We start from the raw sequence: 21,478 nt of genomic DNA, 5'->3' as shown, positions 1-21,478 counted from the left end.
CATTTGCACAATCGCTCAGGTACTCCACTGCCCGCCGCTACGATGGACAGGGAGCAATGCGCTGGGGGTCTATGAGCCTGATCTCGCTGCAGTCGGTCCATAAGAGCCTGGGTCTGAAGCTGATTGTCCAGGAGGCAAGTTTCAGCCTCGAAGCCGGCGAGCGCGTCGGGCTCATCGGCACCAACGGCTCGGGCAAATCGACCCTGCTCAAATTGATCGCCGGGATCGAAACAGCAGATTCAGGCCGGATCGCGATCAACCACGGTGCGCGGATCGTCTATCTGCCCCAGCAACCGGAGCTGGATCCGGAGCACACGGCAATCGAGCAGGTCTTTGCCGACAGCGGCGAGCGGGGCCAACTGGTGCGCGCCTACGAACAACTTGTGGCCAGGGCCGATAACAGCACAGCGCTCGCGGATCTCACCCGGCGGATGGAATCTACCGGTGCGTGGGAGCTGGAGACCCGAGCCAAAATCGTCCTCGACAAACTCGGAATCGCCGATCCGGAGGCCAGAATCGGGACGCTCTCGGGCGGCTACCGCAAGCGCATCGCCCTCGCCAGCGCGCTTTTGAGCGAACCGGACGTTCTGTTGCTCGACGAGCCGACCAACCACCTCGACGCCGATGCGGTGCAGTGGCTGCAGGAGTATCTGGTCCGCTTTCGAGGAGCCCTGCTGCTCGTCACCCACGACCGCTACTTCCTCGATCAGGTGACACAGCGCATCCTCGAACTCGATCGGGGCGAACTTTTTAGCTATACGGGCAACTACAGCTACTATCTCGAAAAAAAAGCGCTCGCCGAAGAATCGGCGGCGAGCAGCCAGCGCAAGCACCGGGGAGTCTTGCGCCGCGAACTGGAGTGGCTGAGGCGGGGTCCAAAGGCGCGCTCCACCAAGCAGAAGGCGCGCATCGAGCGCGTCCTCGCCCTCCAGAACCAGCAGTTCAAGCAGGTGGCGGGCAAAGTCGAGATCGCTGCTGCGGGCCGCCGCCTCGGCAAAAAAGTGATTGAGCTGGAGAATATCTCCAAAGCCCACGCTGGCCGGATCCTCTTCAAGAACTTCAGCTACAAGTTCACCCCTGAAGAGCGCGTCGGAGTAATTGGCGGCAACGGAGCCGGTAAATCGACGCTCATGGACATCATCGCCGGTCGCCAGACCGCCGATTCCGGCAGCGTCGAAATTGGCTCCACCGTTCAGATCGCCTACTTCGACCAGCACTCGGAGGCGCTGCTTGCGGCGATGAACGACAACCAGCGGGCAATCGACTACATCAAAGCGGTGGCCGAGGTGATCAAACTTGCCGACGGCTCGACGATCAGCGCCTCCCAGATGCTCGAGCGCTTCTTGTTTTCTCCAAATCAGCAGTACGTACCCCTTTCTCGGCTCTCAGGCGGCGAGAAGCGGCGGCTTTTTTTGTTGCGCGAACTGATGGCCGCCCCCAACGTGCTCATCCTCGATGAGCCGACCAACGACCTCGACGTGCAGACGCTCTCGGTGCTCGAAGACTATCTCGAAGACTTTGGCGGCTGTGTGATCGCTGTCTCCCACGACCGCTACTTTCTTGACCGGGTCGTAGACACGATCTTTGCCCTTGAGCCGGACGGCCAGATCCGCCAGTACCCCGGCAACTACAGCGTCTACCTCGATCGCCGCCGGGCACTGGAGCAGACCCGCCAGATACCTGTTCGTGCAACAGCAAAAGCGCCCGCCCCGACTGCACCGGCTCCGGCTACCGGCAAGCTTTCTTCTAAAGAAAAGCGCGAACTGGTGAATCTCGAAAATCAAATTGCCCAACTGGAGGCGGAGCGCACTGCCCTCGAACAGAGCCTGCAGCAGGCTGCCGGTGATTTCAACCGCGCCAGGGCGATCGCTGTCCAGATGGGTGAACTTACCCACACCCTCGACACCGCCACCGAGCGCTGGCTGGCTCTCGCCGAGCGGGACAGTTGAGTAGCAGTAAACTGGTTCCCCTGGAAACTATGACAGGCATTGCACCCATGGACTCGGACGGAATTAGCAGACAGTGCCTGCTGATTTAGATGAGGATGAGCAGTCAGGGTTCAGACTGGGGTGGCGAGCGATAGACAAAACTAACCGGTCGCCAGTCGCCTGAAAGGGCAAAGGAAGCCCACCAGTACGGATGGGTGCGCCCGGTTGTCCTCAGCAATTCCAGCTGTGAGCGCCGCAGCGCCTCCGAACGGCCAGCCCCCGCCGCCAGTCCCCGATAAAATTGCTCCATCAGCCTCGCCGTCGTCCGGTCCCCCACCTGCCACAGCGCCAGCACCTGACTGCGGGTGCCTGCTAGAGCCAGCGAACGCCTGAGCCCCTGGAGTCCCTCGCCCACCAGGACCGGTCCTGAGCCGGTGTCACAGGCGGAGAGGACCACCAGCCGCGTGCCTTCCAGCTCCAGCCCCTGCACTTCTAACGCCGTGAGCACGCCATCTTCGCGGCCCGAGGAGCGGGCGTTAAAGCCGGCGAGTGCCACCCCCGAGCGCAAAAGCGGCTCCTGCGCGCCGGCTTCTGCTTTAAGAGCATCCTTGTCCCGGAGAAAAAAGCCGTGGGTGGCCAGGTGCAGCACCGCCGGGGAGCGGGCCGCCTTCAGGGCGTTCTCGGTTGCCTCGGGGCCGGTCAGCAGCCGGGCGGTTCCCAGCAATCGGGTGACTGCCTGCGCTTCGACAATCGCACCGGGAAGCGGACGCACAGCAAAGCCCGCCAGATCTAAGGAGCGGGGGTTGTCTGTGAGGGGTGTTGGTGTCTCGGCGTATCCAGCCTCCAATTTGGGGGAGCGGGTAGCAAGCTCATTGCCTGCCTGGGCACGGCCAAAGTCTGGCCCACCCACCACCAGCGGGGCGGTCTGGGGCATGGGAGCCGCTTGTTTTAGCCGGAGCAACTCCCGCCCCGAGACGAGGTAGGTGAGGGTGTGCCGCTCCAGCAGATAGCGCCCGTCCCTGGCCACCAGGGCGGCAAAAGGCACCGTGTTGAGCTGGCCATCCGGTGCAATCAGCAGATGCTTCGCTTTTAATCTGCCTGCCAGCGCTCCAAAGAGCTTTTCGTGCAGAACGCGGGCAATCTTGCCTACGGGGCCATCGGCAGGAGAAGCAGGATCAAGGAGCCAGGCCCGCCAGGAGGAAACCAGCGCGTCTATCTGTTCAGCTTTCCCGAGGTCTACCCCGATCGGTGGGCCGGATGGTTGCAGCAAGTAGGCGGCGTAGCGGGGTGGACCGAAGTGCTCTGAGGGTCTGGCGGCTTTCAGCTCGAAGGGCCGATAGAGCACAAATTCGACCAGCGCCGCATCCCTGGGCAGCGCCCGTTGAATCGCTTCGAGGGTGACGGGCCGGGTGAGATCGCGCAGGTGGGCACCGGCTTCTGCCCCCATCTGGGCGAGGGAGTCCTCCAACTGGCGGGTGAGATCGCGCAATTCGGCGATTCGGCTCTGGTACTGCTCGACCGGTGAGGCATCCGGCTCCCGGAAGACCAGGGAAGCCAGTTGCGAACGGGCGTCGGCCAGCTGTTGCAATTGCTTTTGGCCGGGAACACCGAGGTGGCGGCGCAGGCGGACAAGTGTCGCAGACGCCTCTTCGAGTACCCGACCCTTGCGGGCGAGGGCAGCGGAGAGGGCAAGGCGGGCAGCTTGAGGATCGTCCGGTGCCCACCGCAGATGCAGCGAGGTGGCCAGATCGACCGCCTCCTTGCGGGAGGCGAGGTAGGCGCGGTTGCGCTCCTCCGAGCCGGAGGCGAGATTTAAAGAAAAGTTGTACTCCTGAATTTGAAGGGTCCGACTGAGGTTCTGGCGGGCGTCCGTTACCCGGCCCTGTCCGAGGCGCAGGGTCGTCAGGTCGTAGAGAGCATCGGCGACGTTGGGATGTTCTGGGCCGAAAGCGGTTTGCTGAATCGCCAGCGCCTGCTGGTAGAGCGCTTCGGCGGCACTGTACTTGCCTTGTTCCCAATACAGGTTGCCCAGGTGTTGAAGGCTGTAACCCGCCTCCGGATGCCCTGGCCTCAGTGCTTTTTGCTGGATGGCCAGGGCGCGCCGGTAGAAAAGTTCGGCTTCGGTGTAATTGCCCTGTTGCGCGTATACCTCTCCCAGGGCGTGAAGGGTTCTGGCGACATCCGGATGCTCCGGCCCCAAAACTTTTTCTCGAACCGCTAAAGCCTGCCTGTACAGCGATTCGGCTCTGGCATAATCGTCCAGCAAGGCGTAGAGATCCCCCAGGTTGTGAAGGCTTCTGGCAACTTCCGGATGCTCCGGCCCGAGGTTTTTTTCCAGGATGGCCAGGGCACGCTTTTGAAGGGGTTCGGCGATCCCATAGTCGCCCCGGCTGTGATAGAGGATGGCCAGATTATCGAGGCTGTAGGCTACCTGGGTGTCCTCCGGCCCCAGGACTTTTTCCCGGATCGCCAGGGTGCGCTTTTGCAGCGACTCGGCAGTGGAGAATTCGCCTTGCTGCCAGTACAGGACGGCCAGGACGTTGAGGCTATTGGCCACCTCCAGATTTTCTGGTCCGAGTACCTTTTCGCGAATCGCCAGAGCGCGCTTTTGGAGGGACTCGGCAGTAGCGTATTCTCCCTGCTTCCAGTACAGGATAGACAGGCTGCTGAGGCTGGTGGCCACGTCCGGGTGATCGGTTCCGAGAACGTTTTCACGGATCGTCAGAGCGCGCTGGGCCAGAGTTTTCGCTGTGGCGTAATCACCCTGGTCCCTGTACAGGTTGGCCAGACCGCCAAGGCTCCGAGCGACCTGGAGGTGTTCTGGTCCCAAAATTTTTTGCTGAATCGCCAGAGCGCGCTCGGCCAGAGGTTGAGCTTCGGCGTACTTGCCCGCTTCGCGCAGCTTCAGGCTCTGCTGATACAGTTGCTCTGCCTCTGCCAGTTCTCCCGCCGGTGCTTCTGTTGCTCCTGGGGCTGATGCGGGTTGCGCCAGGGCCGCCTGTGACAAGAAGAGGCCCAGGCTCGTCACGAGAGAGAGGACACAGACCCAGTGGCGGACCTTGCAGCCTGAAACAAGGAAGGAGCCCATCGTCCCGGTCAATCTGAGCATCTTTTAGATCCAGTGGCTGGAGGATATGCACTCTGAGCGTACTACGCATCTATTTTTATTCCCGGCCACCCTCCTCGCCGCGCTTTAAGCTCCCCCTGCCCCGGCTCCGGGAGCATCATCGCTCACTTCCTTACAGCTCCAGCGGCGCGGCGCGGTCTCCAGCGTCACCCTGTAGCGCCCGCCACTGCCCGCCCGCCCCTCCGTTGCCAGTTTCGCCAGCGCCTGCTCGATGAACTGGTCTATCTGCTCGCCGCCGGAGATGAGCGTCCTGGTCGAACCGTCGGCGGCCTCACCGGGAGCAAGGACCACCTCGACCAGGGCAAAACCCTCCAGATTGGTGGGCACCGGAGCCTGGGCGGTCAATGCCTGGCACAGGCCCTGCGCGCTTGAGGAAGCGTCAGAGGTGATCGGAGCATCTTCGAGGCTGCGCATCTGGTCAGCAAGCCCGCCCGTCGTCGGCGCAGAAGCTGTCTTGCTTTTTGCCGCTCGCGGGGGGAGAGAAGAATACCTGTTGCCTGCATTGCTGGAGAGATCGCTTTTTTTAGGCTGCTCTAAGCGCGCTGCCTGCCGCGTCTCTGGCTTAAAACTGCCTGCCGTCCGGTCCGGGTCTATCGGCAGAGAACGGGTACCGCCGGAAGAAGAAACAGAATGTCTTGCGGGGCTTTTGAGTGGGCGCGTCGCCTCAGGCTCCGGAGGCACTGGCTTGTCCGCAACAAAGGGCATTTTGGGGATTACGACCAGCAGTACCCAACTGGCAGCCACCACTCCCGTCGCCAGTGAAGCCAGCCGCAGCGCGCCGAATCGTTGTATCCACGATCGCCTCGGTGCGTCCACTTCCGCCGCCAGTTGCTGCCACAGTGCCTGCTCCTCGGCGTTGGCCTGCTCCCCAGGTGGCAAGGCGTCCGGCAGCCCCTGCCAGCCGGAACGGCGAATCAGTTCCGGCAACGCCTCGCGCAGAGAGTCAGCAAAGCTTCTGGGTTTCATACTTTCTCCTGGCGCAGCGCAGCGCAAAAAGCCGTATTGCCGCAGTCCGGCTCAAAGTCCTCCCCGAGCAGGACTGCGAGCTTGTCCGCAATCGCCCGCAGGCGCTGGCAGACGCGGGCACGGGTACGGCCCAGCGATTGGGCTATCTCTTTTTGGGACTCGCCGTAGAGATAAGCGCGGGTAAGCAGCGCCTTCTCCGCGTCGTCGAGGCGTTCGAGGGCGCGCAGGAAGCGCTCGCGGCAGTGCTCTTCGAGCAGTTCGGCTTCTGCACTCGCCTCACCCGCCCCGATCGTCTCGCCAGGATCGACGCCGGATTCCGGCTCGAACGCCGAGACAGGCGTTACGCCATCCAGCGAGCGGGGATAGGCAAGGGCTCTGGCCGTCCACTGCTCCTGTCGGCCCCGTTCGGTAGTGGCTTGTGGACGCTGCCAGGTGGGATCGATAGAGCGCTGCATAGTTGTATACACCCGTAAAAGAATATGAGAACCCAGCCAGGTCATAAAGTTGGCCTTCGTGGGGTCGAAGTGAAACAGGCGGGCATAGGTGAGCAGTAGAACGTCTTCTGTAAAGGCTTCGGTGTCGAACCGTCCCGAGCGGCTGGCTCCCTTGCGGGCGCAATACGCTCGACAGAGCTGTTCGAGTTTCTGGTTAAAGCGCCGCAGGCCCAGGCGTTCCGCCTCGCGCTCGAGCCTGAATAGACCCTCGGTGCGCCGCTGGGGAGTCAGTGCGGTGTCGGCAATCAACCGCATCCGTTCACCCATGAGCGGCTGCAGGCGCAGGGCCAGATCTTGCAGGGACGGCTCAGGTTGACCCGGCTCCCCGAGGCCCGCCCGCAAAAACCACGATCGGCGCTCAGCCATCCAACGTCCTGAGAGGTTCAAACTACAGGGTGCCGGTGGATACCAGAAGGTCAGGCGACACCTACTTTTGTATAACCGGCGTGTCTGAGTTGGTTAAGGCTAGCGCGCAGCAGCCAGCGGATCGTCTTCTACTCGCAATTTGTTCTCAACTGGCGGAAGCGTCGGCCAATCGCCGGGGGTAGTCGGTGCTGAGGGCAGTGGCTTCGGAAGGCAGGGTGCGCAACAGCAGGGCGAGGCGAATCTGAACAGCATCGTCGAAGTGGCGCGGATCGAGGCCCGTAAAGGAAGCAATCTTTTCGAGGCGGTAGCTCAGCGTGTTGCGGTGGATCGATAGAGAACTGGCCGCCTCGGAGGGTGAGCAGTTGGTCTGAAAAAAGCCTCGCAGCGTTTCGAGCAATTCCGGCTCGCGGTCGAGGGGGCTGAGCAGGTGGCGGGCAAGGTCAATCTTCATCGACTCGTCTATGATCCCGATAAAAGCAGCGATCCCCAGGCTGTCGAGGCAGTGGACGCGGTTGTGGCCGTGGAAGCGCCGCCCGAGGGAAAGGGCGGCGCGGGCATCGTTGTAGGAGCAGGCCAGTCCTTCGAGGCGGGGGTGATAGCGACCGACGCTGATGCTCACCGAGGTGGCAGTGTCGCTGCGCAACCTGAGCAAAAGCGCCTGACCGGCCCGCTTGAGGGCGGCCAGATCGGCCCAGGCGGTGTGCGGCAGCTCGCCTTCAAAGCTGGAGGTCCAGCCGAGCAGATCCTGGCTGCTGCTGGCTTTGAGCACGGCCACTTCCCCCTGGCCGATGTAGGCGCAGATCGTGTCGCTCGGTAGTTGGAAGAAGCTCACGATGCTCGCGATCACCCGCTCGGCCCGCTGCCGGATCTGCTCCTGTGCCCGTTCGGGCTGCCGGGGCTGTTGGGCTGTGAGGATGTACTTGGCGGCGTCGATGAGGAGCACTGTGCGCGGACGACCCAGGTCCATGCCGAGAATCTGCGCCTCGCGCAGGATGGTCGGCTCGTCGCGGGCCGGGCCACACAGAAGGTCGTGGATGAACTTGTTCTTCAGCTCGTGCCGGTCCGGCAGCAAAGCCGCCATCACCAGCTGGTGGACGATGAGTTCCACCAGCTCCCGTGCCAGATGAGGAGCGATCACCCGGTTGTCCTCCGGCAACTGGACGATCACCTCGCCTGTGTGGCGTTCCAGTTGCAGCGGGATGCGCAGGTAGTCGGGCCGCTCGCCCAAAGCCAGAGGTAGGCCCGAGCTGAAGGGGGCACTCGCTTCGATCACGACGGCCCGCTCGTTGACGACGCAGACCCAGGTGCGCAAAAGTTGCCCGATGCGATCGACGATCACCGCCGCCATCTGCTCGAAGGATTCGCGCGTCAGCATCGCTTCCCCCCAGCCGTCACCAGTGTGCCGGACGAGAGCAGTTCCAGAGCCGCGCCGACGACGGCTTGCGGATCAATTTCCAGGCACTCCAGCTGCTCATGGCAGTCGAAGCGGTAGCAGGGCGAGCAGGCGGTAGGTACGCGCAGCAGACAGGCCGGGCTACTGCGGGGCCGCCACTGGCTTTCAAGTTCGCTGCCGGAGTAGAGGATCACCATCGGCCTGGCAAAGGCGTCGGCGATGTGCAGGGGACCGGAGTTGTTGGCAATGACCAGCTGGGCGCGGCGGAGGATGGCAGCCATCTGGGCGAGGTTCGTCCGGCCCGCCAGGGACACGCCGCCCAGCGAGCTGACCTGCTCGCAGAGTGCTTGCTCAGCGGCACTGCCCAGGACGACTACAGGCATCCGGGTATGCGCTTCCAGCAGGGGAACCACCTGGGCAAAGCGAGTGGCCGAATAGCGCCGGGCTGCACAACTGGCACCGGGAGCGAGGGCGATAAATTCATCGCTCCGCCCTACCGTCGCAGTGAGCAGCGCGTCCGCCTGGGCCTGGACAGGTTCGGGAACGTGCAGTTCCAGTGGGTGAGCCGCACTTTTAATTCCGACACCAGCGAGCAGGTGGAGGTTGCGATCGACTTGATGGAGACTGTCGGCAGGGGGCAGCACTGCATGGGAGAGCATACCACCGCCAAATTCTTTTGATTGGCCGATGCGCACGGGAATACCGGCCAGATAACAGGCAAAGGCGGGGGGATGGGGTGATTGGGAGAAGCTCGTAAAGAAAAAGGCGGCGTCGAAGTGGCCACCGGCAAGGGCGGCAATGCGGGAGTGTTCGCGCTCAGGCGCAAAGGGCAGCCGGGCCGAAGCGTCCTGCCAGAGCACCCGCTCCACCAGACATTCGTCGATCCAGGGCAGCAGCGGGGCGATCTGCGCTCCGGCTGGGGAGACCATCAGCGTTAGATGCATCTCTGGCAGAGCATCCCGCAGGGCGCGCAGGGCAGGCCCGAGCATGACCACATCGCCGATGTTGTCGAGGCGCATTGCCAGGATGCGGCGGACGTTGCTCCAATCAGGCTGCATTGGTCCGCCACTCCCGCTCTAGCAGCAATTCGCCCTGGGCCACGACAACGGCGGGATCGGCTCCCGGCAGCACGACGCGGTGGCGCTCGCGATCGAGGGGTGCCCAGCGGGCCGGGTCGGAGGCGCTGAAGATGACGACGCTCGGAACCGCCAGACACGCTGCCAGGTGCGAGATGCCGGTGTCGTTGCTCACCAGCAGCCGAGCGCTCTCAAGCAGGGCGGCGAGGGTAGCGAGGGTGGTCTGACCAGCCAGGTTAAAAGCCGGGTAGTGCATCTGCCGGGCCACCGCCCCAGTCAGGGATGCTTCTTCGCCGGTGCCCGTCAGAACAATCGCTAGCCCAAGCGCTGCCAGCCAATCTGCCACCTGCGCAAAAAAGCGGCTGGGCCAGCGGCGCTTCGGATCGCGGGCTCCGGCATGGACGCAGACGTAGCGGCCCGGCTCCAGCCCGAGGGTGGCCATCAGCCGGGCTGCCGCCCGCCGGTCGTCCGCCAGGAGGGGAAATTCCAGCTCCTCGCCTGCGAGGGGCAATCCAAGGGCAGAGAGCAACTGCAGGGGGCGGCGCACCTCCGGCTCGTGCTCCGGATAGGAAAAAAACGTCCGCTCGTCGGGACAGTAAGCACCGGGCAGGTAGAATCCCGCTGTTTGTCCTGCTCCAAAAAGTTCGACAAGAATATTGGTAATCGAGCCGCTACCGTGCAGTTGCAGCGCCAGGTCGAACTGTCGCCGCTGCACAGTCTCCAAAAACGCCGGCAGTGCCTCGGTGTGCGCCGGTTGCTCGACCAGTCCAGGAAAGCCCGGCAAAACGATCAGCTCATCTAGATAAGCGCCGAAGCGCTCGACGAACGTTTTTGCTTCCGCAAGCCCCACCAGGGCAATCTCAGCCTTGGGCCAGGCCCGGCGTAGCGCCCGCAGCGCCGGAACGCTGCAGAGCAGATCCCCGAGTTGCAGGGCGCGCAGAACCAGGACGCGACCTGGAGGCCGTGGACGGTCAAAGAAGCTGCTGCTATTACTGGTATTCATACACACTAATATTTTGCCGAGCGAGATAGTTTCTCGGACATGCATGGGCTAGGTTTTTTGTCAGCCGGGTTTTCCAGGACTGCTCACTGTAAGATGGCTGTCCAACAGACGCTTCCAAATTGCAGTATTAGGCTTACTAAAACACCCACTCAGCAAGCGCTCTTCTGTCGGAAGTTGGATCTTCAAAAAAGCTTCGATTCAGTGGCCGCCGATCCTGGCAATGGCGTCCTCGGCGCTGTGTCGGACCAGGGGATCGCTGTCCTGGCGCAGCGCCATCAGTGCTGCGCTCGCTCCCCTTGCATCCGGTCCAATCAGGCCCAGGGCCATAGCCGCCACTTGACGCAGGCAGGCTTGATTGTCGCGCAGGGCAAACACCAGCGAGGGCACTGCCTCGCGCGCCGCCGCCTTGAGGTTGCCGACCGCACGAACGGCTCCCATCCGCACGTTCATGTCCGGGTCGCGCTCGATGGCGTTCTGGAGGGCGGGCAACGCTTCCTTTGCCGCTGCCCCCATGTACTTGAGTGCTGTTACCGCCTGCTGACGCGAACGCACGTCCGGGTCGCTCAAGCGCGCACTCAGTGAAGCGATGCGCGTCTGCTCAACGCTCTGGGCCCGGACAGGCAGAACCGCGATGTAAAAAGCCAGCAAAACAAAAGGGACGCTTCGACGCACTCTATCTTCCTGCACACCCGTCCTAGCAGTGTACCGTGCTCCAGCTCAACCGAGGCGCGTCTCCAGATACTGGCCGATCATCTTTTGCTCGCCTGCGCGCGAGATGATCGTCTGGCGCGTGCGGTAGCGCTCGCCCACCAGCCGAATCTCTTCCTCGAATACGGACCCGCCGTACTCGGTGCGCAGACAGAGCCTATCGGGGTTGGTAAAGCTGTAGTGGGCGGTGACTGGAGTGTGGATGGCAAAGCCTCGATCGCGGTAGAGCAGATCACCCAGCGCACCAAAGACGGTGACGCCCTGGGATTGTTCGCGTCCGCCGATTTTGGCATTGCTCTGCCAGCTCACCCGCGCTCCACAGACGAGGCTGCCGTCTTCGGGTAGATTGTGAAGCTGGGCCAGCTGCAGCAGGTCGTCGCTGCCTGCCTCTAAAAAAGCCACCTCGATCAGACTCTCGATCTCCTGGGTCGGTCCCTCCGGCAGCGTGTAATAGCGCCGCTCGGAGCGCCAGTGGCCCGCAGAGTGCTGGAAGAAACGGGCAATTAAAGATTCGGCAGTCTGCAGCAATGTCGTCGTCACGCGAGTTACTCCGTATCCTGGCAGCTTTAGTGTGAAGTTTTATTAGCTATAGCGTAGCACTGCCGGTCCTCGCCTTGCTCTATACAAAGCCACAGAATACGACAGCCATCTCTCCTGCTTGAGAAGCAGAGAGGGTGTCTCGTCTGGGGACCGGGACGCAGATCCCCTGAATGAGTGATAGAACCTCTCTTTAGATAGTGCTGCCGGCTGGGGGAGGTAGCAGAGACTGGAGCAGATAGCCAAGCTGATTTGCAAATAAAGCAACGATGTAGCAAGCGGTGAGCGAGATGCGAGACACAAGGCGGACATTTGTTTTGCTGGTCGAGGACAATTCCATCGATTCGATGCTCGTCGAGCGGACTTTCTGCAAGGCGAACCAGGGGGTCGAATGTCGGCGGGTCAGTTCGGCGGAGGAGGCGATTGGCTACCTCGAAGGCCGGGGTTCCTACGCCGATCGCGAGCGCTTTCCCCTGCCGGATACGGTGGTTACCGATCTGCGTCTGCCGGGCCTGTCGGGTCTGGACCTGCTCAGCTGGATTCAAAAGCAACCGGCCCTTAAAGACCTGCCCGTAATTGTCATCACTGGCCACGGCAACCGCCAGATCGATCGCGCCTACGACCTGGGGGCGTACTTTTATCTGGTCAAACCGCTGTCCGTCGATATCGTCGCCGAGGTGCTGTCTTCTTTTGGCGCGCCTATCGGTGCCACCTAGCGGCTCGATTGCTCAGCTGCCGACAGCTCCAGCCAGAAGCGGCTGCCGCTGCCCAGGGCTGACTCGACGCCGACGCTGCCGCCCAGTTTTTCGACGCCCCGGCGCACGATGGCAAGGCCGATGCCGGTTCCGGGGTAACTTTCTGCGCCGTGCAGCCGCTCGAAGACGCGGAAGATGCGCTGATGGTTCACAGGGGCGATACCGATGCCGTTGTCCTCGACCCACAGACGAATCGGGAGGACTGCCTGCTGCCGGGTACTGCTTGTGCGCCACTCGGCCCGGACGCGGACCTGTGGTTGGACGCCGGCAGCGACAAATTTGATCGCATTGCTGAGCAGGTTGAAGGTGACCTGCACCAGGGTGCTGAAATGGCCGAGGACAATAGGCAGAGTGCCCTCGATTTCGATCACGGCGTTCGCCTCCAGCAGCTTTGCTTCCAGTTGGGCGAGGGCACTGCTGAGGACCGCGTTCAGGTTGATGGGCTGAATCGGCAGCTCGGCCCGGCCCAGGCGGCTGTAAGCGAGCAATTCCTGGATGAGAACGTCGAGTTGCTGGCCGGAGCTGACGATGAGTTGGGCGTACTGGTGGGCAGTCGGTGAGAGCTGTTCCGGAAAATCTTCTAATAGCGCCTGGGCCAATCCCTGCATATTGCGCAGGGGCTCGCGCAGGTCGTGGGAGACCGAGTAAGAAAATGCCTCCAGCTCCTGGTTGGCTGCCTCCAGTTGGGCGGTGCGCTCGCGCACGCGGCGCTCGAGTTCGGCGCTCGCCTGCTTGCGGGCACTGATGTCTTCGAGCAATCCATCGATCAGCCGTTCCCCGTTGTTGCTGGTGAGGGTTGCACTCAAAAGCACCCAGAGACTGGTGCCATCCGCCCGCTCGACTAGAAGCTCGCGCGTCCAGTGTGTCGTCTCGCCGATGGGCAGCCGATACAGTTCCTCAAAAGGCAGCTGCTGTACCACCTCGTCTGGATCGACGCCCAGCAGTTGCAAAAAAGCGCTGTTGCACTCGAGCAATCGTCCGGAGGCGGTTGCTCGAAAAACCCCGATCTGCAGCTGGCCCAGCAGCGTCTGCAGTCGGGCCTGCAACAGCAGAACGCGCCGGTTGGCGTGGCTGTATTCGAGGGCGGAGCGCACCGCTCCTGCCAGCCGAATGTACTGTTTGGGCGATTTGGTCACGTAGTCGTCGAGGCCCGCCTTCATCGCCTGCGCTGCTAATTCCCCATTGCTGCTGTTGGTGAACATGATCACCGGACAGTCCGAGGAGCGGCTTTTGACCTGCTGGAGCACCTGCAGACCGTTGCCCCAGTGCAGCTGGTAGTCGGTGATCACCGCATCGAAGGGCTCCTCCGTCAGCGCCCGCTCGAAACCGGCCAGATCGGTGATCTGCTCGACCTGGAGGTTGTCAAACTCCTGCGATAACTCTCGAATAGCCAGCAAACGATCGGTGGGATTGTCGTCGATGAGCAGTATGCGCAGCTCGGAACTATGCATAGGTGTTGGCGGCAGGACGCTTCTTCTTCAACTTTGCTTTAGATTTGGGCGTATCGAGTCTGCGCAAAGGAGTGTTTTTCGTATGATGGGACGAAGATTCTGTCCCATCGATGCACGCAACCCGTTGTTTGCTACTTTACCGTGAAGGGAGATCAGGTTCGGAGGAAGGGCACCGCCGATGACGAACCTTCTATTGCGCACGATCTTGCTGGTCGAGGACAACCCTGCCGCCGTGCTACTCGTAAAACGGGCCTTTGCAAAAGGCCAGATCAGCTGCGATCTGCAGGTCGTGGCGGATGGCTGCGAGGCGTTGCGCTATCTCGACGGTGAGGAGCCCTACGCCGATCGGACGCGCTATCCGCTGCCGGTGCTGGTGATGTCCAACATCAAGATGCCCAACCTCTCGGGCTTTGAGCTTTTGGCCTGGATCCGGCAGCACCCCAATTACAAGCGGTTGCCGGTGGTGATCATCTCCAGTTCGGAACTTGAAATCGACAACAACCGCGCCTTTGAGCTGGGAGCCAATTCTTATTTGATCAAGCCCATCAGCGTCAACGCCCTCCTCGGGATGCTGCAGGCTCTTGAGCTGGATTTTTTTTCCCTCGACTCGGAGGGGCGCTAGAGGTTGACGGTGTAAGCTTTGCGGATACCCGGCACCGACTCGATTTCCCCCAGTAATCCCTCCGGCAGCGGATCGTCGAGGGAGACCATCATCACCGCATTGCCGCGCACCATCTTGCGGCCCACCTGCATTCCGGCGATGTTGACGTTGTGGGAGCCTAAGAAAGACCCCACCTTGCCGATAATGCCGGGCATGTCGCGGTGGAGGGTGATGAGCATAAAGCGGCTCGGGGCGACGCTGATCGGAAAGTCGTCGATGCTGGTGATCCGCACTTCGTTTTCGCCCAACAGGGCTCCTGTCACCGAACGCTCGCCCTCCGGTCCGCGTGCCAGCAGGTGAATCGAACCGGCGTAGTCGGCAAAGGACGAATCGCGGGTCTCGGTGACGCGGACGCCGCGCTCTCTGGCCTCCAGTAAGGCGTTGACAAAGTTGACCCGCTCGCGCAGGGCCGGGGTGAGCAGACCCTTGAGGGCGGCGACGACGATGGGCTGGGCATCTTTGGCAGCGAGCAGGCCCTGCAGGCGAATGTCGAGCGCATCGATCCGTCCGCCTGCCAGCTGGCCCACCAGGTTGCCCAGGGTCTCCGCCAGTTCCAGATAGGCTTTCAGTTCCTGCATCACCTCGGGCCTGAGGCCCGGAATGTTCACCGCCGAGCGGGCGGGCAGGCCCAGGAGCACGTCGCGAATCTGCTCGGCGACATCGATGGCGACGTTGGTCTGGGCTTCTTCGGTCGAAGCCCCCAGGTGGGGCGTGAGAATCACCTCGCGCCCCAGGCTACGCAGGTCCGATTCGCCCAGCGGTTCGTTTTCAAAGACATCGAGGGCGGCCCCGGCGATGCGGCCCTCTTTAAGAGCGCTGTAGATCGCCTGCTCGTCGATGAGACCGCCCCGCGCGCAGTTGATGATCCGCACGCTGGGTTTCATCAAGCCGAGGGTCCGCTCGTTGATGAGGTGGGTGGTCTCCGGCGTGCGCGGCACGTGCAGTGTGATGTAGTCGGCTTCGTGAAAGAGCTGTTCGAGATCGACCAGGCGCGCCCCCAACTGCTGCGCCCGCTCCGCCGAAATATAAGGGTCGTAGGCGACGATCTGCATTCCCAGGGCACGGGCCACCCGCGCCACGTGCGAGCCGATTCGCCCGAGGCCGACGATGCCAATCGTCTTTTTGTAGACCTCGACGCCGATAAACTGCGAGCGCTTCCACTTGCCGGCTTTGAGCGAAACGTTCGCCTCGCTGATGTGGCGCGAGAGGGCCATCATCAGGGCAATCGCGTGCTCGGCGGCGGCGATCGTGTTGCCTTCGGGGGAGTTGACGACGAGGATGCCCTTGCGGGTGGCTGCCTGGATATCGACGTTATCGACGCCCACACCGGCACGACCGATAATCCGCAGCCGTCCTGCCGCCTGGATCACCTCGGCTGTGACTTTGGTTCCGGAGCGAATCATCAGCCCGTCGTACTCGGGAATTTTCTCAAGCAACTGGGCCGGGCTCAATTCTGGCTCGTAGCTTACCTGAGCGACCTGAGAAAGAATATCGACGCCGACTTGATCGATCGCGTCACTGACCAGCACCTTGGGCATGCAATCACCGCTCAAACAAAAAATGCCTTCTGATTCTACCTACACTCAGGCAATAAAGAGCCCCTGCTGCTCGAAAGTAGCGGGGGCATAAGGACGCAGTTAGGAGGTATCTTGTCCTACACTTTAGGGCAGGGTTCTGCCCGGATAGACTTCTTTAAGGCAATTTTCGGGATCAAGCCTGACCGACGCGCTTGTAGTCGTCCTCAAAGCGAACGATGTCGTCTTCGCCCAGGTACTGGCCGTTCTGGACCTCGATGATCACAAGCGGAATGACGCCGGGGTTTTCGAGGCGGTGCGAGGCGCAGGGCGGCACGTAGGTCGATTGGTTGGAGTGGACGAGTTCGATGCGCTCGTTGCAGGTGACGCGGGCAGTACCTGAGACGACGATCCAGTGCTCGGAGCGGTGGTGGTGCATCTGCAGGCTGAGGCGGTGGCCCGGTTTGACCTCGATGCGCTTGATCTTGTAACCGGGAGCCTCCTCAAGGACCGTAAATGATCCCCAGGGACGAATCGTCGTGGCGGCAATCGTAGAAATTTCTGGAGCTTCCATGTTCGGTAGTCCTCGACAGATCGCTGGAAGGGCCACCGATGACGGCGCGGCCCACACTGGAACAGAATAGCAGGGTACCACCCAGGATCGGGTTGTTCGGCGGTGAAAATAGTCATTTTGGGCGGTGGGATTGTCGGCCTCGCCCTGGCCATCGAGTTGCACAGGATCGGAGCGACGCAAGTGCTCGTCCTCGATCGGGGCCATTCACCGGCCACCTGGGCGGCGGCAGGGATGATCGCCCCACGGGCGGAAGGGCTGAGGGGTGCGCTCCTGGATCTGGGACTGGCGAGCCGGGCGCTCTGGCCCGCCTGGGCCGCCCAATTAGAAGAAGCGAGCGGTGAGCCGGTCGATTATCGCAGCTGCGGCGTCCTGTTGCCTGCCCAGAATAAAGAAGCAGTCGAAAAACAGAACATCGCCCTGGGCGAGGGATGCTGGTGGGAACGCGAGGAGGTACTGGCCCACATCCCCGGTATCTGCGAAACCATTGCAGGCGGGCTCTGGTTTGAAAAAGAAGGCGCAGTCGATAATCGCCGGGTGCTCGTCGCTCTGCGGGCGGCGGCTGAACGGCTGGGGATCGCGGTACAGTCGGGAGTGAACGTCCTTGGCCCGGCAGATCCGGACCTGCGGGCAGTTACTACCGACGCCGGGCTCGTCAGCGCCGATCGGTTCGTGCTCGCCCAGGGAGCCTGGTCCGGCACCTGGCTCGATCTACCGGTCCAGCCCCTTAAAGGCCAGATGCTCGCTCTTAAAAGTCAGCCGGAGCAGTTGCGCACGGTGCTCTACGGCGAGGGCGTCTATCTGGTTCCTCGCCGGGACGGGCGAATCGTCGTCGGTGCCACCCAGGAGCAGGTGGGCTTCGAGCCGGGCAATACCGCCGCCGGCATCCACGCCCTGCTCACAAACGCCCTCGCCCTGGTGCCCGGTCTGGCCGACTGTCCGCTCGTCGAACAGTGGTGGGGCTTCCGGCCCGCCACCCCCGACGCTGCCCCCCTGTTGGGCCAGGGGCCGTGGCCACACCTGCATCTGGCCACCGGCCACCACCGAAACGGCATTCTCCTTGCGCCGATTACCGCCCGCCTGCTGGCCCGCGAGATTGTCACCGGCGAGCCGCAACCGCTGCTCGCCCCCTTCAGCTACCGGCGCTTTTGCCCGTGAAGTGCCCCGTCAGGCAGGACCAGCCCCCTTCCTCCAGCCGCTGCCCCAGCTGAAAACCCTGCTTTGATAGAGCCTCACTCACCCTGTCTGCCTGGGTGACGAGCAGGCCGCTGAAGATGCCCCAGCCCCCCGGTCGCACCAACCGGGCGTACTCCGGAGCCAGATCGATTACCACCTCCGCCAGGATATTGCTCACAGTACCGTCCACCGGCCCTTGCAGCACCCCGGCGCTGCCGGTGAGCACCGTCGCCCGGTCGCTGAGGCGATTGAGTTCGAGGTTGGCCAGGGTGGCAGCTGTGGCGATCGGGTCGATATCGACGGCCCAACCAGACTCTGCTCCTAATAGCAGCGCGGCGACGGTGAGCACTCCGCAACCGCAGCCAATGTCGGCGAAGCGGCCCAACTGCGGCTCAGCCTCCAGCGCCCGCAGGCACAGCCGCGTCGTCGCGTGCTCGCCCGTGCCGAAGGCCATGCCCGGATCGAGGGGGATGACGAGGCGGTCGCGGGGCGGATTGGCTAGCCAGCGTGGCCAGATGACGAGCCGCTCGCCGACAGGAATCGGTTGCCAGTGCTTCTGCCAGGCCGCCTGCCAGTCCTGGATCGCCGTCGGCTGCCAGTCGATGCGGATGGCACCACCCATCTGTTGCTCGACGTGGGTGCGCCAGGCTTCAAGGACCGCCGCCTGGGTCTCCCCCGCCAGGTAGCCCCGCAATTGCATCCGCCCTCCCACCAGTTCCCGCTCGACGAAGGGAAGACCCAGTTCGGTCAGGTACCAGTAGAGCGTCTCCTCCACCTCCGTGTCGGCAGCCTCCGCAGCCGTCTCGATCTGCACTGCCCACAGGTATTTCAATTTCTGCCTCGCTTATTCTCCTGGACATGTATCAGGAAATACGGTCTTTCGCAGAACCGCTTTCCCGGCTACACTTCAGCAATACCCCGTTCCGGTCGCTGAGTGCAACCGCATCGTTCTCCCCAGCGATGCAGCATTGTGAAGCAATAAAAAGTATCATTAATGTATTCAACGGGCAATTTCCGGTGGTGGATGTGACGACCAGCGCAATTCAGGCTACGGCGCGGGCGATGCTCAATGTTTCGCTTCCTGCCCCTCCCGACACAGTGCGCCGCTACGTAAGCGATCCCGAGCGGCTGTTGCACTGTGGCTTTCCACCCGACCGCATCGCTCAGATCGGGCCGGATCACTTTCAACTGCGGGTGCGCCCCCTCACCTGGATGGGGCTTGCGATCGAGCCGACCGCTGAGCTGGAGATTGGCGCTGACGAGCAGGGCCGGGCCTGGGCGCGCCTCATCGACTATCGCCTGCAGGGACATCCCTGGCTGGTCAAAAATCTCAAAATCGATTTTCGTGCCAACCTCACCACCCTCGAAGCGATGAGCGGTGGGCGCACCCCGATGGAGGGCTGGGCCGAAGCGTCCGCCAGCTTTCCGACGCCGCCTTTTCTGGCCTTTGTGGCGGAGCCGGTGCTCACCGGTGCGGCGCGCACGATTCTCGAAAGTTTTTTGTGGATCCTGCGCGACCGGCTGAGCAAGTCGCTCGAACAGGACTTCCGGCGCTGGCAAAATTCCGCCGTTCAAGTCAACGCCTGATCCAGAGCAGCCTCCACCTGTTTTTCCAGATCCGCCAGGTCGCCGTTGTTTTTGAGCACCACCGTCGCCAGTCGCTCCTTCTGCTCTAGAGGCATCTGGGCTGCAATCCGCGCTTCGATCTGATCGTCTTTGAGCCCGTCGCGGCTTTTGAGCCTTTCGCGCTGCAGCCGGGGGCTGGAACTGACTACCCAGATTTCTCCTGCCAGATCACCCATCCGGGCCTCGAACAAGAGGGGCACCACCAGGCAGAGCACATCCCCGGCAGCTGTCTGCTGGATCGCCCGCTCCAGGTGCTCGCGCACGTACGGGTGGATGAGCGCCTCGACCCAGCGGCGCTCCTGCGCGTCCGCAAAGACAATCTGGGCAAGGGCAGCGCGGTCGAGGGCTCCAGCGGTTGTCCGTATCCCTTGCCCATAGCGGGCGACGATTTGATCGAGAAGCGGGCTTCCCGGTGCCACCGCTTCGCGCGCCAGAATATCGGCGTCCACAATCCTCACCCCGCGACGGGCGAGCAGTGCGGCCACGGTGCTCTTGCCCGTAGCGATCCCGCCTGTAAGGCCAATTACCCGCATCCTGGCCGTCCTTTGTTGGTCTTTCTGTCAGCCTACGGGACAATGACCATATGTTTGACACGATCATCGTCGGGGGCGGCATCGGCGGTCTGTGCGCAGCGGCCCTGCTTGCCCGCCACGGTCGCCGGGTGCTCGTCTGCGAAAGCCACACGATCGCCGGGGGAGCCGCCCACGCCTTTAGGCGCGAGGGATTTCACTTCGACTCAGGACCGTCCTTTCACTGTGGTCTGGGCGATCCAAAAAGCCTCAATCCCCTGCGGCAGATCCTGGCTGTTCTGGGCGAATCGCTGCCGACGGTGCCCTACAGCCCCTTCGCCCACTATCACTTTCCAGACAGTTGCTTCGCTGTCTTTGGTGATGCCGGGCGCTACAGCGGGGCCATCGCCGGGGTGACCCAAGCGGGAGCCCGCCAGTTCGAGCGCTTTGCCCGGCGGCTTTTACCGATGTACGAAGCGCTCGCCGACATTCCGATTCTCTCTTTAAGAGCTGATCTGGGCCTGCTTGCGACTTTGCTGGGCACCTACCTGGGTCAGACGCTTAAATTGCTGACGCTGGTGGGGGATCTGCGCAGCTCCACCGGCCAGATCCTCGATCGCGACGTGAGGGATCCCTGGGTACGCCGCCTGGTCGATCTCGAATGCTTTTTGCTCTCTGGCCTCACCGCCCACGGCACGGTCGCTCCCGAATTTGCCTTTATGTGGGGCGAGCGCTGCCGATCGCCCATCGACTACCCGATAGGCGGCGGTGGAGCGATCGTCGAAGCGCTCGTGCGCGCCCTGAAGCGCTGGGGCGGCGAAATTCGGCTGGGAGCCCACGTTCAGACCATCTTGATCGAACAGGGCCGGGTAGCAGGAGTGCAGCTTGTCGGCGGCGAGCGCCTCGATGCTCCTGTCGTCATCTCCAACGCCAGCCTCTGGGACACTTACACGAAGCTTGTGCCCGCCGGTGCGTTGAATCCGGCATTTTTGCGATCAGCCCTCGCCCTGCCTGCCGTCGATAGCTTCATGCACCTGCACCTGGGCATTCGCGCCGAGGGCCTTGAAAGTTTGAGCGGCCATCACGTCGTCGTCCATGCCGACCCCCTGACGCATCCTGGCCACACCTGCATGATCTCGATTCCGAGTGTCTGGGATCCGAATCTTGCTCCCGCCGGACACCACGTCCTCCACGCCTACAGCCTCGAACCCTTTGCCCCCTGGCAGCGCGACAATCGCTACCACGAGCGCAAGCGCGAGCGCGCCCTTCCTCTCTACCGGGCGATCGAGCGGATTATCCCCGATCTAAAAAATCGCATCGTCCTCGAATTGATCGGCACCCCCCTCACCCACGCGCGCTACCTGCGCCGCTTTCAAGGCAGCTATGGCCCCGCGATCATGCCTGCCGTCGGCACCTTTCCTGGCCCCGCCACACCGATTACCGGCCTGTACCGGGTAGGCGACACCACCCTGCCTGGCATCGGGCTGCCTGCCGTCGCTGCCTCCGCCATCCTCTGTGTCAATTCTTTGGTAGAACCCGAGCGCACTGCCGAACTGGTCGCTGCAAGTACGTCCAGTCCTCTAAAAGCAAAAACGACTTAAGACGCAGCAGGCATCT

The 21,478-nt window shown here is 62.6% G+C and carries 19 protein-coding genes; 6 read left to right on the top strand and 13 right to left on the bottom strand.

All coding sequences use genetic code 11. The features are described 5' to 3' along the window. The first annotated feature begins 71 nt into the window (after positions 1-71). Positions 72-1,949, top strand: a complete 1,878-nt coding sequence (locus GKIL_RS04570; protein ID WP_041243724.1) for an ABC-F family ATP-binding cassette domain-containing protein — start codon at positions 72-74, stop codon at positions 1,947-1,949. 103 nt (positions 1,950-2,052) lie between these two features. Here GKIL_RS04570 and GKIL_RS04565 read toward each other — a convergent pair whose 3' ends face one another. The 8 genes from GKIL_RS04565 to GKIL_RS04530 form a co-directional block, all read right to left on the bottom strand. Further along, positions 2,053-5,037, bottom strand: coding sequence for a tetratricopeptide repeat protein (locus GKIL_RS04565; RefSeq protein ID WP_023172248.1), 2,985 nt, complete (start codon positions 5,035-5,037; stop codon positions 2,053-2,055). 84 nt (positions 5,038-5,121) lie between these two features. After that, positions 5,122-6,021: a hypothetical protein gene (locus GKIL_RS04560; protein ID WP_041243723.1), complete on the bottom strand. Its 900-nt coding sequence runs from the start codon at positions 6,019-6,021 to the stop codon at positions 5,122-5,124. Then, positions 6,018-6,881, bottom strand: coding sequence for a sigma-70 family RNA polymerase sigma factor (locus GKIL_RS04555; protein WP_041243722.1), 864 nt, complete (start codon positions 6,879-6,881; stop codon positions 6,018-6,020). The genes GKIL_RS04560 and GKIL_RS04555 overlap by 4 nt, the downstream gene beginning before the upstream one ends. Before the next feature lie 145 nt (positions 6,882-7,026). Then, on the bottom strand, positions 7,027-8,256 hold the full coding sequence (locus GKIL_RS04550) for a PucR family transcriptional regulator (protein WP_023172247.1): 1,230 nt from the start codon (positions 8,254-8,256) through the stop codon (positions 7,027-7,029). Then, a complete protein-coding gene (locus tag GKIL_RS04545; RefSeq protein WP_023172246.1) occupies positions 8,250-9,332 on the bottom strand; it encodes a glycosyltransferase family 9 protein in 1,083 nt (360 codons plus the stop codon). Before GKIL_RS04545 ends, GKIL_RS04550 begins: the two co-directional genes overlap by 7 nt. After that, a complete protein-coding gene (locus GKIL_RS04540; RefSeq protein WP_041243721.1) occupies positions 9,322-10,353 on the bottom strand; it encodes a glycosyltransferase family 9 protein in 1,032 nt (343 codons plus the stop codon). Before GKIL_RS04540 ends, GKIL_RS04545 begins: the two co-directional genes overlap by 11 nt. A gap of 198 nt (positions 10,354-10,551) precedes the next feature. Further along, positions 10,552-11,025 (bottom strand): HEAT repeat domain-containing protein, encoded by a 474-nt coding sequence (locus GKIL_RS04535; RefSeq protein ID WP_187293889.1) that lies wholly within the window; start codon positions 11,023-11,025, stop codon positions 10,552-10,554. Positions 11,026-11,070: 45 nt separating this feature from the next. Beyond that, a complete protein-coding gene (locus GKIL_RS04530; protein ID WP_023172242.1) occupies positions 11,071-11,601 on the bottom strand; it encodes a phycobiliprotein lyase in 531 nt (176 codons plus the stop codon). Positions 11,602-11,888: 287 nt separating this feature from the next. Between GKIL_RS04530 and GKIL_RS04525 the strand changes: the two genes are divergently transcribed. Continuing rightward, complete coding sequence (locus GKIL_RS04525) at positions 11,889-12,314, top strand: response regulator (protein WP_023172241.1); 426 nt, start codon at positions 11,889-11,891, stop codon at positions 12,312-12,314. On the opposite strand, the gene GKIL_RS04520 is transcribed toward GKIL_RS04525, so the two are convergent. Beyond that, the gene (locus tag GKIL_RS04520) at positions 12,311-13,804 is read right to left on the bottom strand and encodes a sensor histidine kinase (RefSeq protein WP_023172240.1); all 1,494 of its coding nucleotides are present in this window, start codon (positions 13,802-13,804) and stop codon (positions 12,311-12,313) included. The two genes, GKIL_RS04525 and GKIL_RS04520, sit on opposite strands and share 4 nt — an antisense overlap. A 178-nt stretch (positions 13,805-13,982) precedes the next feature. Here GKIL_RS04520 and GKIL_RS04515 point away from each other — a divergent pair, with 178 nt between their 5' ends. Further along, positions 13,983-14,426 carry a response regulator gene (locus tag GKIL_RS04515; RefSeq protein WP_023172239.1) on the top strand — a complete coding sequence of 148 codons (444 nt, stop codon included), beginning with the start codon at positions 13,983-13,985 and terminating at the stop codon, positions 14,424-14,426. Here GKIL_RS04515 and serA read toward each other — a convergent pair. Both serA and GKIL_RS04505 read right to left on the bottom strand, forming a co-directional pair. Beyond that, on the bottom strand, positions 14,423-16,003 hold the full coding sequence (gene serA / locus GKIL_RS04510; RefSeq protein WP_023172238.1) for a phosphoglycerate dehydrogenase: 1,581 nt from the start codon (positions 16,001-16,003) through the stop codon (positions 14,423-14,425). The two genes, GKIL_RS04515 and serA, sit on opposite strands and share 4 nt — an antisense overlap. Positions 16,004-16,175: 172 nt before the next feature. Then, the gene (locus tag GKIL_RS04505) at positions 16,176-16,553 is read right to left on the bottom strand and encodes a cupin domain-containing protein (protein ID WP_023172237.1); all 378 of its coding nucleotides are present in this window, start codon (positions 16,551-16,553) and stop codon (positions 16,176-16,178) included. Positions 16,554-16,655: 102 nt separating this feature from the next. Between GKIL_RS04505 and thiO the strand changes: the two genes are divergently transcribed. Then, positions 16,656-17,708 carry a glycine oxidase ThiO gene (gene thiO / locus GKIL_RS04500; protein WP_023172236.1) on the top strand — a complete coding sequence of 351 codons (1,053 nt, stop codon included), beginning with the start codon at positions 16,656-16,658 and terminating at the stop codon, positions 17,706-17,708. On the opposite strand, the gene prmA is transcribed toward thiO, so the two are convergent. Then, on the bottom strand, positions 17,683-18,558 hold the full coding sequence (gene prmA / locus GKIL_RS04495; protein WP_023172235.1) for a 50S ribosomal protein L11 methyltransferase: 876 nt from the start codon (positions 18,556-18,558) through the stop codon (positions 17,683-17,685). The genes thiO and prmA overlap by 26 nt on opposite strands. A gap of 194 nt (positions 18,559-18,752) precedes the next feature. Between prmA and GKIL_RS04490 the strand changes: the two genes are divergently transcribed. Further along, positions 18,753-19,313, top strand: coding sequence for a DUF1997 domain-containing protein (locus GKIL_RS04490; RefSeq protein ID WP_187293888.1), 561 nt, complete (start codon positions 18,753-18,755; stop codon positions 19,311-19,313). On the opposite strand, the gene coaE is transcribed toward GKIL_RS04490, so the two are convergent. Further along, complete coding sequence (gene coaE / locus GKIL_RS04485; protein WP_023172233.1) at positions 19,298-19,885, bottom strand: dephospho-CoA kinase; 588 nt, start codon at positions 19,883-19,885, stop codon at positions 19,298-19,300. The genes GKIL_RS04490 and coaE overlap by 16 nt on opposite strands. A gap of 50 nt (positions 19,886-19,935) precedes the next feature. On the opposite strand from coaE, the gene GKIL_RS04480 reads away from it, so the two are divergent. Further along, positions 19,936-21,462: a phytoene desaturase family protein gene (locus tag GKIL_RS04480; RefSeq protein WP_023172232.1), complete on the top strand. Its 1,527-nt coding sequence runs from the start codon at positions 19,936-19,938 to the stop codon at positions 21,460-21,462. Positions 21,463-21,478 lie beyond the last annotated feature (16 nt).

Origin of the sequence: Gloeobacter kilaueensis JS1 (genome assembly GCF_000484535.1) — a bacterium.
GTDB classification, from domain to species: domain Bacteria; phylum Cyanobacteriota; class Cyanobacteriia; order Gloeobacterales; family Gloeobacteraceae; genus Gloeobacter; species Gloeobacter kilaueensis.
Note: the sequence above shows the minus strand (reverse complement) of the source record. Positions and strands in the feature narration are given on the sequence as shown.